Source organism: Lysobacter tyrosinilyticus (assembly GCF_054779815.1).
The window spans coordinates 1441853-1455376 of record NZ_BAAGXN010000001.1 but is presented as its reverse complement, the minus strand read 5'-3'; the positions used below and the strand labels follow the sequence as shown (position 1 = coordinate 1455376).

Annotated in this window: 10 protein-coding genes; 8 read left to right on the top strand and 2 right to left on the bottom strand. The window is 65.0% G+C overall.

Annotated elements, in window-relative coordinates; all coding sequences use genetic code 11:
- Positions 1 to 207 precede the first annotated feature (207 nt).
- Positions 208 to 345, top strand: a complete 138-nt coding sequence (locus ACYVGK_RS06280; protein ID WP_460732387.1) for a hypothetical protein — start codon at positions 208 to 210, stop codon at positions 343 to 345.
- 344 nt (positions 346 to 689) lie between these two features.
- Here the strand turns inward: ACYVGK_RS06280 and ACYVGK_RS06275 are convergent, their stop codons facing one another.
- Positions 690 to 3203 carry a M4 family metallopeptidase gene (locus ACYVGK_RS06275; RefSeq protein ID WP_460732386.1) on the bottom strand — a complete coding sequence of 838 codons (2514 nt, stop codon included), beginning with the start codon at positions 3201 to 3203 and terminating at the stop codon, positions 690 to 692.
- A 747-nt stretch (positions 3204 to 3950) separates the two neighbouring features.
- Here ACYVGK_RS06275 and ACYVGK_RS06270 point away from each other — a divergent pair.
- From ACYVGK_RS06270 to ACYVGK_RS06240, 7 genes are all read left to right on the top strand, one after another.
- The gene (locus ACYVGK_RS06270) at positions 3951 to 6800 is read left to right on the top strand and encodes a winged helix-turn-helix domain-containing protein (protein ID WP_460732385.1); all 2850 of its coding nucleotides are present in this window, start codon (positions 3951 to 3953) and stop codon (positions 6798 to 6800) included.
- Between the two features lie 102 nt (positions 6801 to 6902).
- The gene (locus tag ACYVGK_RS06265) at positions 6903 to 7595 is read left to right on the top strand and encodes an alpha/beta hydrolase (protein WP_460732384.1); all 693 of its coding nucleotides are present in this window, start codon (positions 6903 to 6905) and stop codon (positions 7593 to 7595) included.
- A 103-nt stretch (positions 7596 to 7698) separates the two neighbouring features.
- On the top strand, positions 7699 to 8343 hold the full coding sequence (locus ACYVGK_RS06260) for a LysE family translocator (RefSeq protein ID WP_460732383.1): 645 nt from the start codon (positions 7699 to 7701) through the stop codon (positions 8341 to 8343).
- Between the two features lie 84 nt (positions 8344 to 8427).
- Positions 8428 to 9000, top strand: a complete 573-nt coding sequence (locus ACYVGK_RS06255; RefSeq protein WP_460732382.1) for a DUF1439 domain-containing protein — start codon at positions 8428 to 8430, stop codon at positions 8998 to 9000.
- 13 nt (positions 9001 to 9013) lie between these two features.
- Positions 9014 to 9649: a hypothetical protein gene (locus ACYVGK_RS06250; RefSeq protein ID WP_460732381.1), complete on the top strand. Its 636-nt coding sequence runs from the start codon at positions 9014 to 9016 to the stop codon at positions 9647 to 9649.
- Positions 9646 to 10368, top strand: coding sequence for a hypothetical protein (locus ACYVGK_RS06245; RefSeq protein ID WP_460732380.1), 723 nt, complete (start codon positions 9646 to 9648; stop codon positions 10366 to 10368). Before ACYVGK_RS06250 ends, ACYVGK_RS06245 begins: the two co-directional genes overlap by 4 nt.
- 9 nt (positions 10369 to 10377) lie before the next feature.
- Positions 10378 to 10818 carry a putative toxin-antitoxin system toxin component, PIN family gene (locus ACYVGK_RS06240; RefSeq protein ID WP_460732379.1) on the top strand — a complete coding sequence of 147 codons (441 nt, stop codon included), beginning with the start codon at positions 10378 to 10380 and terminating at the stop codon, positions 10816 to 10818.
- Positions 10819 to 10944: 126 nt separating this feature from the next.
- Here ACYVGK_RS06240 and ACYVGK_RS06235 read toward each other — a convergent pair whose 3' ends face one another.
- Positions 10945 to 13251 carry a DUF5916 domain-containing protein gene (locus ACYVGK_RS06235; RefSeq protein WP_460732378.1) on the bottom strand — a complete coding sequence of 769 codons (2307 nt, stop codon included), beginning with the start codon at positions 13249 to 13251 and terminating at the stop codon, positions 10945 to 10947.
- Positions 13252 to 13524: the final 273 nt, after the last annotated feature.

Sequence of the window (13524 nt, the reverse complement as noted above, 5' to 3'; positions counted from 1 at the left end):
CGCCTGAACCCGCCAACCCGCATTCACCCGGGTGAGGAATTCACACCTGTCCTCACAGTTCGAAAGGCTCACCCGGGTGAGTAATTCACACCTCGCCTCACAGTTCGAATAGCCCGGCATGGGCTGCGCATGCGCTTGTGATTTGGATCGCAGAACGGCGTTGGTTTCAGGCGTTTCATCACCCCCGTCCCAAGGGGGGATACCGAGATGACCGCTGGCAAACCAACCCGCTCCACCGACCGCCTCGAACGCTTCGCCCGGACCATGCTCGGCGCCGCTCTGCTCGCCGCCGTCGCCTGGGCCCTGATGGGGAACAGCACCAGCCTGCTGACCGGCGGCTTCTAAAGGCCTACCAAAGCTCCTCAGGGGCCGTCATGTGACGTTGCGCGCAGCCGCGCCTTGCAGGGGGCAAGATCGCGCGCCCGCCAAGGCGGTCAGGTTCGTGGCGCCGCATGACGGCCCCTGAGGAGCTCCCCCGGCACATCCGATAGCTTGCAGCGAGCGTTGCGAGCCCATCTCCGAACATAGCAAGCCCCGGCGATCGATCTTTCCGACGCCGAGGCCCTTGTCGTTTACGCGCAACTTTCGCTGCCTAGCTCCAGGCCGCACTGGCGGCCCAAAAAAACAGTCCCGGCCGAGCCGGGACTGTCGTTCGACTGCAATCGTTCAATCGTCGGGAACGGCGACGATCAGAACGTGATGCTCCAACTGTCGATCTTGCCGACATCGCCGTTGGCGTTGTCGTTCACACGCAACTTCCACGTACCGTTCAGGGCTTCGCTGGAGAGGTTCAGCGTCACCGTCTTGTTGATGTCGTCGGTGCTGGTGCCGGTGTGGTTGTGGATGTTGTACAGCGTGCCATCCGGTGCCACGAGATCGACCTTCAGGTCGCCGATGTAGGTGTGCGCGATCGCGACAGTCACCGACGCGTTGCTCGGAGCATTACCGCTGCGGCCCGAGACCGTGATCGGCGATTCCACCGTGGTGTTGTCGCCAATCGCGACGTCAGTCGCGTTGCTATAGGTCTGCGCGGCGGAGCCTACCGTGTAGCTGCCGGTCAGGCTGGTACCAGAGAACGCGGTGTAGCCCTTAATCAGCACCGAGTAGGTACCGGCCTGTGCCACGGCGATGTTGCAGGTTTCGGCCGTGGTCGCGCCTTCGGATTTGCAGTCGTACACGGTGGTGCTGGGCGTGCCGTTGAACTTGACGTACATGTCGGCATCACCGGTGCCACCGGAAGTGACGAACTTCAGGTTGGTTGCACCCGCCGGAACCACCAGGGTCCAGATCTGGCTGCTGCCCACAGCACCGGAGATGGCCTGCACCACACCATTGCTCAACGAACCGCCACTCGGCGGGGCACTGGCCACCGTGACCGAGGAGGTCTTGGTGTTGGTCAGGCCGCCGTTGTCGGTGACCGTGAGCGTGACGGTGTAGGTACCTGCGGCGGTGTAGGTCTTGCTTGGGCTGGTCGCCGTCGACGTGGTGCCGTCACCGAAGTCCCAAGAACGCGACGCGATGCTGCCGTCGCTATCGGTCGAACTGTCGGTGAAGGTCACGGTCAGGCCGTTGACGCTGCTGGTGAAGTTGGCCGTCGGCGCCTGGTTGGCCGGCGCGCCGCCGCAACCGGCCGGCAGTGCCCCGGCGTTGACGCCCACGAGCGTGAACGCGTCCTTGACGTCCTGACCGTTGTAGCCCTTGTCGCATGCCGCTTTCAGTACACCAACCGCGCCGGTAGCGAACGTGGCATTGGCGGTCCAGTAGTCACGATTCGCGGCCTGGAACGCCAGCCATGCGGTCTTGATGGTCCAACCGGGCTTGTTGGCCAGGGTGTAGAACGCCTTGTTGTACACGCCCGAACAATTGTGCGGATCGACGCCGGTGTTGTAGTTGCTGGCGTGTGCGATCGAGGCACCATCCCTGGTGGGATCGTCCATGTAGCGCAGCGCCACGCGGGGTGCCTTCGAGATCTCGGCGCCCACCAGCCAGTCGGCATTGCCGCGGTCGTAGAATTCCGCCGCTTCACCGGACATGTCCGAATAGGCTTCGTTCATGCAGCCGGCCTGACTGCCGTAGTAGGGACCCAGGCCGGAGTGCTGCTCGGTGTAGCCATGCGACACTTCGTGTGAGGTCACGTCCAGGCTGACCAGCGGATAGAAGTTGTTGCCGTCGCCGTACACCATGCCGGTGCCGTTCCAGGCCGCATTGTCCCAACTGGTGGCGTAGTGAACGGCCGCCTTCAGCTTGCTGTTGAGCGGATCGGCGCCGGTCCAATCCCGGTACATCCGCACCACGACGCCGCCGTTGTAATGGACGTCATTGAGCGGCGAATAACCACCGTTGATGGTCTGGTAGGTGTTACGCGGGCAGGCATACGAATACGCGGCCTTGGTGTAGTCGAACGGGGCCTGTTGGGGAAAGCCCGCACCCTTGAAGTGGTTGGCATCGATGGTCTTGATGTCGCCGTTTTCCAGCGTGCAGATGGCGCCGACCTGGGTCACGTCCAGGAAACCTTTGCCGTTGCTGCCGTACTCGTACTGGCCGGTCTTCTGATTGCCGCCGGGGCCCGTGCCGACCAGATCGGTCTGCAGGTTTTCGTACTGCAGCAGGATGCGGCCGTTGAGGGCATCGACCACCACGATCGGACGGGACAACGCGTCGCCCTTGGGAGTGTCTGCAACGAAGTCGACGGCATAGGCCAGATGCGAGCGGCCGCTGCTATCGACAAAGATCTGCAGACTGACCTTTTCGTTACCTACGATCGTGCGGTGGCCCAGCGCGGCCTTCTTCGCGGCCGCCAGCGCCTGCGCGCTGCTCAGGCGCGGCGTGGTCGAAGCGATTTCGCTGGCCAAGCCCTCGATCTTGCGGCCGAACAGCGCCTGGACGTTGCCCTTGTCGTCTTCGCTGACGACCAGGTTTTCACCGAAGATCGGCAGGCCACGGAACGTCTGGACGTAGCGGCGGTTGACCGACTTGCCACTTACATGGCTCGACTGCATGACCAGGTACGAATCCTGCGCCAGGCCAAGCAACATTTCGTGGCGCGAGTGGTTCATTTTCGGCGCGCCGGTCGCGGCGATGCTTGCCGTGTACTGCGTCTTGAGAGATTTGAGATCGAGCTTGCTCAGCTCGACGCGTTGGGCCGCGGCAGCACTACCGGCCAGCACCATGCTGGTTGCAGCTACGAGCGCTTTCAGTTGCAAGTTCCTGTTCACGTGTGAAAAACCCCCAATGAGATGGTTTGGCGGCCGCGATCGCGGCCCGACTTGTGAAACCACAACGATCCTTGACTCCGGAGCGGCCCACTCGGTCACCCTTCTGCAATCAACAGGCCTCAGCCTTGGACTCCGGCGAACTGCGGTCAGCGAACTCCTGCTGTTGCCGTGCCCATGGCGGTAGCTGCGACTGCCTGCGGGTGTTCCCCTCCGCAGCGGCCTCACGGCCTGGCCCCGTCAAATTCGTTGGCACCCGGCCTTCCTGCGCCGGATGGCGTGATTTAGTCGGCAGACATCCGCGGCGACTTCTGGCGAGAGATCACTTCTGTCTCATTTCAGATCAATCGTGAAAGACGTCACGCTCCGTGTGCCGTTCGATGCGACTCCGTTGCAGCGGTTTTGGTAACAGCGGCAACCATTCATCGCTTGCGTACGCGAGCGAATGGCGAGCGCCGCCTGCACGCCGTCGATACCCGCGCGCCGTCATAGCGATTGGTTATGGGGGCGGCGCCATCGAGTCTGCGTTTCTGATGAATGCGGCACCCGAGGTTCGGTGCCGCTTGAGACACAACTCACCGCTCTCGGCGGCTTAGAATCGATCGTCGACTGTCCGAGCCAGACAGCAGACACGCGCAGGGGCCGCACTGCGACGTCGGTTCGCCGCTCACAGGACGCCAATGCAAATGCCGGAGGCATGAGCAGGCGTTGGAGGACCGCTTGATCACGCCTTTGGACATGCCCTGGCCACGCGATGCCCGATACCTGCAGATCGGCAATCTGCTGATCGACCTTCGCTATCGACGTGTCTCGGACGCAGGCAACGAAGTCGTATTGCCACAACGCATCTTCGATCTGCTGTTGCTACTGCTGGCAGAACCGCATGCATTGCACTCGCGCGCCGAACTGTTCGAGCGCCTTTGGTCTGGACTGGTGGTCGAAGATGCCAACCTCTCGCAGAGCGTGTGGCTGCTGCGCAAGGCGTTGGGTGACGCGCGCAAAGACTGGATTCGTACCGTGGCCGGGAGCGGTTATGTCTTCGAGCCACCGGGACCCGTCGAATCCTTCATGGAGCGGCCCGAGTCTCTGGCTTCCGCCACTTCCCCGGACGCGGATGGCGACTCGACCGTTTCAGTGACTCCGCATGACCAACCGGGGGAAGCCCCCGCTGCTGCAACGCCATCGGACGGAGGATCCCATCCGAAGCAACACACCGGCTGGCGCGTCTGGGTTGGCTTGGGTGCTGCCGCCGCGCTCGCGATTGGCCTGATCTTTGGCAACACGTGGTACGGCAAGCGCGTGGACAAGCCAACGCCTGCTGCCGCCGCCCCCTTGACCATTGCCCTGATCGACGTCGAAGACGCCGCGAGCGGCCAACACTGGCCGGTTGCGCTGCTGCACGACTGGCTGGGTTGGAAGCTGGGCAGCCTGCCAGAGGTGACTCTCCTGACCGAGTCCGAACTCGCTGCAGGCACTCAAGCGATGCAACCGACGGTGATGTTCCTCTCCTCGGCGAGCGATCCGCGGGATCCGGAACAGATCGTGCTGCGCTCGCGCTTTCAGGAAGCGGCAGGCGAGCAACGGATCGAAGTACGCGGTTCGGTCGACGAAGTGCCAGCGATGGTCGACAAACTCTCCCGTCAGATCGTCGAACGCCTGCGCCCCGGTCGCGCCGGACCGTGGCCCGCATTGCGGCTCGACGCCGTCGCGGCGCGCCGCTACGCGGATCTGTCGGTGGCGATGAAGCAACGCGATTGGATCGCAGCAGCGAGCCTCGCCGATGAAATCGTGAAGCGGGCGCCGCACTTCGGTCTCGCGCGATTGCAGCAGGCGCTGGCGCGATCGGCTCTGTCGCAGCCGGTGGAAGCCGTCGACAGCATGGACAAGGCCATGACCCTGCTGCAGCCGGCGCCGGCCGACACGATCGCCTTGCTGCAGGCGCAACGCCTGGCCATGAATCTGGATCCGCAGAGCCAGGAGCGGGCCCTGGAGGCCTACGCCGCGCTGGCCGCACGCCATCCCGACAATTCCGCGATCGCACTTACCCACGCCACCCTGCTGCTGCAGAACGTCCACATCGCCCTCGCGTTGAAGGCGCTCACTTCACCCAGGTGGGAGCACGAACCCACGGGGGTACGGATCCGACACCTGGTGCTGCTGTCGCGCACGTACACCGCGCTGGGCGATGCGCAGCGGGCCTTGCAAAGCGCGCAGGCCGCCGAACGCCTCTCCGAGGCCGCCGGCAAGCAATGGAACCTCGAACGCGGCGCGGCCATCCTGCAGACGGCGTTGATCGACCCCGCACTCGATGAGAAACGTCGCGTCGCGCGCATCGATCAGGCCGCGCAACTGTTCGAAGAAGCCGGCAACCACACGGCAGCACTGTATGCACGCTTCCGGGCAGAAGCCGCTCGCGCGCCGGCGCCCGGGCAGGAGCAGCATCTGGGCACCCTCCTCGCCCAGGCCCATGCCGGTGGTTATCGCAGCCTGGAGCTGCTGATCCTGCTGGTTACGGCCGATCAGGCCCATAGCGCGGGCGACATCGATCGTTATCGCGACTACCTGATGAAGGCGGTGACCGTGGCGCAAACCTCCGGCGACACCGGCCGCCGCGACATGCTCGAACTGGCGATGGTGTACGAAGACCTCATGCGCCTGCGCTACACCAGCGCGGACACGCGCATCGGGCGACTCAAGCGCGCAGGTCTGGAGGGACATGCGGCCTCGCTGTTGCATCGCCTGGAAGCCGCCTTGCATACCGCCCGCGGTGAGCACGCTCGCTCACGTGACATCCTCACGCAAGGCGAGCGCCAGCTCGCTGCACTTCAGCCCGATGAAGACCGGGTCACCCAGGCGCAAGCGGAGCTCGCCTGCGCCAAAGGCGAGAATGATCTGGCGTTGGGAGACCTGAGTGGCGCGCGTGCCGACGGCAAGCGCTGCGGGACCTCCGCCGACCCCAACACCAGCACGCAGGCCAAGGCACTCGATGCCTACACCAAGCTGCTCGCCGGAGACCTCCCGGCGGCTCGCGAACAACTGCCGCACGTCCGGACAGCCCTGCTGGCCGTACCTGACGGTCCGGATCGCTGGGGCCACGCGATGATGCTGGCCGCGCTGCTGACGCGCGCGGGCGACTACGCCGGCTCCGACGCGCTCTACCGGGAGCTCCTGCCGAAACTGCGCGCCTCCGGATACCAGGCGCTGATCGTCCAGGCCGAAACCGGGATGGCGGAGAACGCCGCGGCGCGTGGCGACTGGCGGGAGGCACCACTGCACGTCGCCGCGGCACGCGGCGACCTGCCCACGGATGACTGGTCGCTGCGCTACCGCCTGGATGTCATCGACGCGGCTGTCGCGCTGGCCAAGGGCGACCCGATGCGCGCGACGAGCGCCCTGGCAGAAACGCACGCGCGGGCCCACCGGCTCGGTGACGTCGTCGCCCAGATCGAACTCCACAGCCTGATGCCCGGCGCGTTTCCAGAATGCACGCTCGCATTTCGCGAAGCGGTGATCGCGCGCTCGGGGATGCGCGGGGCGAAATTGAGCTGGCTGACTGCGGGATTACCTGGCGATCCTGTGTCGCAATAGCCGCAGAGTCCGTTGCGGGAACGATTACGCCTGCTTAATGCATAGCCGCGCATGCTGCCGCTTCGCGCATTTCCGCGCGATTTCCCGTAGTGGAGTACGAATATGGCGACGCTACCGAATGTCGTGCTGGTGCACGGCGCGTGGGGCAATGCTTCCCACTGGAACAAGGTCATCCTGCCGCTGCAGCGCAAGGGCTATAACGTCACCGCGGTGGAAAATCCGCTGACGTCGCTGGAAGACGACGCCGAACGCACCCGCAAACTGATCGCCGCGCAGGACGGACCGGTAATCCTGGTCGGGCATTCGTACGGCGGCGCGGTGATCACCCAGGCCGGCAACGAACCCAACGTCAAGGCGCTGGTCTACATCGCCGCCTTTGCACCCGATGAAGGCGACAGCCTTGGCAGTCTCTTCGCCCAGCGCGAACCGCCGTCCGGCGCGGCGAGCATTCGGCCGGATTCGGATGGCTTCCTATGGATTGATCGCGACAAATTCCACGAGAGCTTCTCGCAGGATCTTTCCGACGACGAAGCAGACGTAATGGCGGCCACGCAGAAGCCGATCGCTGGGCGCTGCTTCGAAGACAAGTCCGGGCCGCCGGCGTGGAAGGTCAAGCCGTCCTGGTACCAGGTGTCCGAGCAGGACCACATGATTCCGCCGGCCACCGAGCAATGGATGGCCGAACGCATGTCGCCGCAGAAGATCGTCTCGCTGCCCGCGAGCCACGCGTCGCTGGCGTCGCATCCGGATGTAGTGGTTTCGCTGATCGAAGAGGCTGCTCGCAGCATCCACTAGCTCGACCATTACCAGCCTGGGCGGGACATTGTTGCCCGCCTGGGCGTGCCGGCCGACAGGCCCAGCTCGACTAAAATGGCGCGCTTCCCAACGGGATCCCGCCATGCACCTGTTCGATCTCCCCACCCTGCTCGCTTTTCTTGCCACAGCCGCGGTGCTGGTGATTATTCCCGGCCCCGGTACGGCCTGGATCGTCGCGCAGGCCATGACCGGCGGCACCGCCCGCGGGCTTCGCGCCGGACTGGGCCTGGAAACCGCAACGCTGATCCACGCGCTTGCGGCCGGGTTCGGCCTGTCCGCAGTGCTGGCGACGTCCGCGATGGCGTTCGAGGTCGTGAAGTACGCCGGCGCTTTCTATCTGGTGTGGCTGGGAATCAAGGCCTGGCGCAGCAGCGCGCTGCCGGCTTCCGACGACCCGCATCCGGCGCCGACGCGCGACACCGGCGGCGTCTACTGGCGCTCGGTGATGACCGGCGTGCTCAATCCCAAGGTCGCGCTGTTCTTCCTCGCCTTCCTGCCGCAGTTCGTGCATCCCGAACGCGGGCTCGTGTGGCTGCAGTTCCTGGTGCTCGGATCGCTGCTGTCGATGATCGGCTTCACCAACAGCGCGGTGCTCAGCACCATGGTCGGGCGCTTCGGACGTCGTCTGGCCACCGGCAACAAGCGTCTCGCGCAGTGGCGCCAGCGCGCCATGGGGACATTCTTCATCGGCCTGGGCCTGCGCCTGGCCCTGCAGCAGCGCGCCTGAAGCGCCTACAACGCAACGAATGGACTCTCTTCACGCGGCCCGGGTATCGTTTCGCCACACACCGAGTAGTGAAGAGGAATTCCGATGAACCTGCGTCGCCGACTCTTCATCGCCGCGTTCGCCGGCAGCCTGCTGGCTCTGGTCGGCTGTTCGACTCTCGAGGCCGTCACCGCGCTGCTGGGCAACCAGGTCAACTTCACCCAGCTGCAGCTGCAGCAGTCGCTCAATCGCAACTTCCCCAAGCATTACGACAAGTTGGGCGGGCTGGTGTCGATGACGCTGTTGAATCCGCGGTTGTCGATTCCACAGGGCAGCCACCGGTTGCGGCTGGACTTCGATCTCGGCATGGGTGCGCTGGGCAGCGACAGCAGCCGGCCGAGCGGCCATTTCGCTCTCAGCAGCGCACTGCGCTACGACCCGACCACGCGCGGCCTGCATCTGCAGGATCCGAGCATCGAGCAGGTCAATGTCCCGTCGCTTGGCGGGATGATGAATACCTCGGCGCGTGGCCTGCTGAATTCGTGGCTGGCCGACTACGCGCGCGATGAACCCGTTTACCGCTTCGACAACAGCCTGCTCGATCGTCTGGGTTCGCGCCGCATCGGCCGCACCGACATCGAGAATGGCCAGGTCGTGGTCCACCTTGGCGACAACTGAAAACAAATATTCCATGCGTATTGCTCCTATTGCCTTGTCCCTGCTCGTCGCATTGCTGCTGGTCGCCTGCGGCAAAGACGACACTCCGGGAACCACCGCCAACGACGGATCGGTCGAACAACTCCCGACACCCGCGGGTACGCCGGGCGGCGTGACCGGCATGCCCGACCGGCCCGGCCCCGGCCCCATCGGCCCGCCGGTGGCGGAGCAACCTGAAGTACCTGTCGACGAAAACGGCAATCCGCTCACGCCGGAATCTCCGGAAAACACCGGTGAACCTACCTCCGAGGACGCCGTCGCTGTCATCCGCGACTACTACGGCGCGATCAACAGCGGCGACTTCGGTCGAGCCCACGCGCTGTGGTCCGATGGCGGCCGCGCTAGCGGGCAAAGTCCACAGCAGTTCGCCGCCGGCTTCGCCGACACCACGGGCGTGTCGGTGGAGATGCAGGCGCCCAGTGAAATGGATGCCGCCGCGGGCTCGCGTTACATCGAAGTGCCGGTGACGATCATCGCTACGCGCCGCGATGGCAGCCAGCACCGCTATACCGGCAAATACGTGCTGCGCCGCTCCGTTGTCGACGGCGCTACGGACGAGCAGAAGGCGTGGCGGATCGCTTCCGCCGATCTGGGCGAATCCGCGCCGTGAGGAAGGTGCGCGTCTTCACCATCATCGCTGCGAGCACGCTGGTCGCGTGCTCGCAACCGCAGCCTACGCAGGCCGTAACGCCTGCGCCTGCGAAGCCCACTGCGGTTGCAGCGGCGCCATTGCCCGCCGCGACCGCAGCACAAGACGCACAAGCCACGTCATACGTACTGCCCGGCGATTTTGCTCCCGACACCGATGTGGAGGCGCTGCGCAAGCGCTTCGGTGCGGCGCAGGTGCAGATCGGCGAGGTTCCCGGCGCCGAAGGCGAGATGTTTCGCGGCGTCATCCTGTTTCCCGAAGACAGCACCCGGCGCGCCTACCTGTACTTCCAGGACGAAAAGGCCCTGCGCGGCCTGAGCCTGGTGCGCGTATTCGAATCCGATACGCGTTGGCGGCTCGCAACCGGCATCACCATGGGCATGCCGCTGGCGGAACTGGTGCGACGCAATGGCAAACCGATCGAATACATGGGATTGGACTGGGACTACGGCGGCACGGTCACCGACCTGCATGACGGCGCGCTCGCCGTACCCAAAGACGCCGCGGTGATGTCGCACTGGCAACTGGGTTCGGCCGAGCGCGAAGAGGGCTATCCCGACAACGCCTATCCGGTCGGCGACGGCACTTTCTCCAGCGACGATCCCAAGTATCCGCAGCAGGGCCAGATCGTCGTCGTGCGCGAGCTGTCGGTGTCCTTCCCGGGCGAAGACGATCTGTAACCCCGCGTCATGGATGTAGATCGCGACCGGATCGTGCTGGACACGAACGTGTGTTTGGATCTGTTCGTGTTCGACGATCCGCGTTGTGCACGGCTGCGCGACAGCCTGCGCGCCGGCGACGTCGTCGCGGTGACGGACGAGGCCTGTCGTGCCGAATGGCTGCGTGTACTGAGCTATCCGGCCCTGGCGCTCGATGCGGACAGACGCGCAGCCGCGCTTGTTCGCTACGACGCGATGATGCGGATGTGGCCCACCTCACCCGCCGAACCGGATGCGCCCAAGCCGCCGCGTTGCCGCGACCCCGACGATCAGAAGTTCCTCGACCTGGCGATTCGCGCGCGGGCACGCTGGTTGCTCACGCGCGACGACCATCTGCTCGTATTGGCGCGCCGTGCGGAGCGGGACGGCATGTTCACGATCCAGCCGCCTCAGCTCTGGACGCCGGGTTAGCCCCCACATCCTGAGCCGCATTCCCGGCTGCGCACCTTGTAGAGCGGAGCTTGCTCCGCTGCTTTGCGGTCAGGTGTCAGGAAGAGCAGCGGAGCAAGCTCCGCTCTACAAAGCCGGACGCAACAACTACAGCTCGAAGCGATACGAGAGCTTCACCAGCAACTGCTCGCTGTCGCGCAGGCTGAAGGCGTCCTGGAATTCCTCGCGGGCGCGGAAACCACCGCCTTCCAGCTCCTCGAAGAACGAGCCGCCACGCACGTAGGCGACGTACAGGTACGACAGCGGTGCGAGCTCGTAGCGGTAACGGATCTGGAAGCCGAGATTGCGCAAACCCACATCAGGAATCGCTTCGGCCGACGCCACCGGATCGCCATTGGCCGCGACGCGGAAGGCCTGCTGCGCCTTGCCGTCCAGGCCGATCGCTTCCAGGCGCACGCGCAGTTCCTGCTTGTCGTTGATCAGCCAGACGCTGCCGGCGTTGAGGAGGACCATGTTCTCCTCGTACCTGCCCAGCAGGTTGTCGCCGCGCCACAACAGCCAGTCCTGGTTGTGCTCGAAGTACCACGCGGTGAAGAAACTCAGGCGATCGTTGACGTGGTAGGTCGGCTCGAAGTCGAGCTGGATCTGTCCCTTGCCTGGTGTGTCCAGGCCCTCGGAGGTCCAGCGCATGTTGCCGTAGAACTGCCAGTGGCCATCGCCCTGACGCGGACGGTTGCGCTCGTAGAACAGGAAGTACTTGGCCGGCATGTTCACGATGCCGTTGCCGCGCAGGATGCGGTCGTCATGACCGGACGTCCACATCGCGGCCTCGGCAAAATCGTTGCCGCCGTCGCGCAGCTGGCCGTTGCGGTTGATCGCCCATGCGTCGGCGATGTGCAGGCCATGGTCGTTGACCCGGCGCGATACCGCCCAGTGCCAGTCGGCCGCGTTGTATTGCGAGCTCTCCGGCAGATTGGTGAAGCGCTTGCCCAGGTCGTAACGCGCGTAGTTGAAGTTGTTGCGCTCCAGGAAACCGAAATCGTTGAGTTGCAGCTTGTCGCCCAGGTGCAGCATGTACAGCTGCTGCCGCCAGCCCTCGCCCATGTCCCAGTCGATGCGCATCTGTCCGCCCATGTCGCTGCCGGACTCGTCCGCATCACGGCGCCCGAAGGCGTCCGTTCCCAATCCGTCGACGTCCGAGCCCACCAGCGTGGTGCGGATCGACCACTGCGGCGTCGGCGTCCAGCGATGGTCGACTTCGTAGACGTTGGCTTCGCGACCGATGCACCCATCCACGTCCTGTCCGTAACACGGGCGCTCGACCCGGGTCACCATCGCGCCGATGCCCTGCTTGTCGCCATCGTGCGAGGTGCGCACAGCATAGAAATCGCGCCCGGCCTCGTCGGCTTCGGTGGCCGCGAACACGCCATAGTTCATCGCCCCCACGCTGCCATTGACCTTCGCCGCCGCGGTGACGTCGCCCGCGCCGCTGCCATCGTCCGCATTGGCGCCGATGCGCCGGGTATAGATCAGCTTGTTGGAAGTGTTGAGCGAACCGAACGGGACGTCGAAATAGCTCTGGTTCTCGGTGAAGAACGGCCGCTTGTCGCTGAAGAAGGTTTCGTTCGCGCTGAAGTTCACCACCAGCTGGTCGCTTTCGACCTGGCCGAAATCGGGATTCAGCGTGGCGCTGAGCTGGAACTTGCCGTTGGGCTTCCAGAAGATGTCCGCACCGGCATCGAAGTCCGCCTTGTGGTCGACGTTGTCGTACACGACCGACGCGTACGGCGTGATCGCCAGCAGCGACTGGCTGTACGCCGGCACCTCCACCTTGTTGAGCGCGGTCAGGAAGCGGCTTTCCTGGTAGAAGACCGCCGGCCATGCGGCGCGTTCGCCGGTGGCGCCGATCACCCGATCGAGCTGGATGCCCAGCGTGCGCGTGGCTCCTTCGGCGTCGCGCATCGGTGCGATGTGCCAGGGGATCAACATTTCCGCCGACCAACCGGTGTCGTCTTCGCTGGTGGCGTGGCGCCAGTCGCCGTCCCAGTCGGGATTGAACTGGTTCTCGTTGGTGATCGTCGTGTCGATGATGCTGTTGGACAGCAGCACGGTGAAGTTGTAGCCGGAGCGGCCGTCGCCGTCGAAATCGATGTACAGGTTGACGCGATCAGCCTGTGCACCCTGGTCGCGTTGCGCGCGCTGGCGGGTACGCGGGATGCCCGGGGCCTGCTGGTTGCGGAAGGCGATGGCGAGGCCTTCCTCGGTGGCCAGGATCCAGGCTTCGGTCGGCTGCGGCGCCGGCGCGCGGGAGAGCGGCTGGGTCAGGCGGAAATCGGTGATGTGCTGGGCACCCTGCCATTCGGCCGGGTCGATGCGGCCATCGATCTCGACGGCGGCGAAAGCGGGAGGCGCGGCGAGCGCGGCCAGGATGGCGGTAGTAAGCGTTGCGCGCATGGAAGGTCCGGTGAGGATTTGGCGGCTCGTGTCCGTTCGCGCCGCATGCCGCGGCCGCACGATGGCCGCACGATAGTGCGCGCAGCGTATTGCCGAGCCGGGCCATTACCGAATGGCGGAAGTCATGCCAACCAATTGCCTACGCCGCGCATCGCGCGTTGCCCTTCCCTTCTCCCTTCGGGAAAAGGTGGCCCGAAGGGCCGGATGAGGGTTCGGCGAAACGACGAAACTTGGGCCGCGGAGAGGGAAGCTGATTGCCTGGACCAGAACTCC

Coding starts and splice junctions, on each gene's coding strand:
- ACYVGK_RS06235 (WP_460732378.1), bottom strand. CDS start 13,251: ATGCGCGCAACGCTTACTACCGCCATCCTGGCCGCGCTCGCCGCGCCT.
- ACYVGK_RS06240 (WP_460732379.1), top strand. CDS start 10,378: ATGGATGTAGATCGCGACCGGATCGTGCTGGACACGAACGTGTGTTTG.
- ACYVGK_RS06260 (WP_460732383.1), top strand. CDS start 7,699: ATGCACCTGTTCGATCTCCCCACCCTGCTCGCTTTTCTTGCCACAGCC.
- ACYVGK_RS06270 (WP_460732385.1), top strand. CDS start 3,951: ATGCCCTGGCCACGCGATGCCCGATACCTGCAGATCGGCAATCTGCTG.
- ACYVGK_RS06280 (WP_460732387.1), top strand. CDS start 208: ATGACCGCTGGCAAACCAACCCGCTCCACCGACCGCCTCGAACGCTTC.
- ACYVGK_RS06265 (WP_460732384.1), top strand. CDS start 6,903: ATGGCGACGCTACCGAATGTCGTGCTGGTGCACGGCGCGTGGGGCAAT.
- ACYVGK_RS06255 (WP_460732382.1), top strand. CDS start 8,428: ATGAACCTGCGTCGCCGACTCTTCATCGCCGCGTTCGCCGGCAGCCTG.
- ACYVGK_RS06250 (WP_460732381.1), top strand. CDS start 9,014: ATGCGTATTGCTCCTATTGCCTTGTCCCTGCTCGTCGCATTGCTGCTG.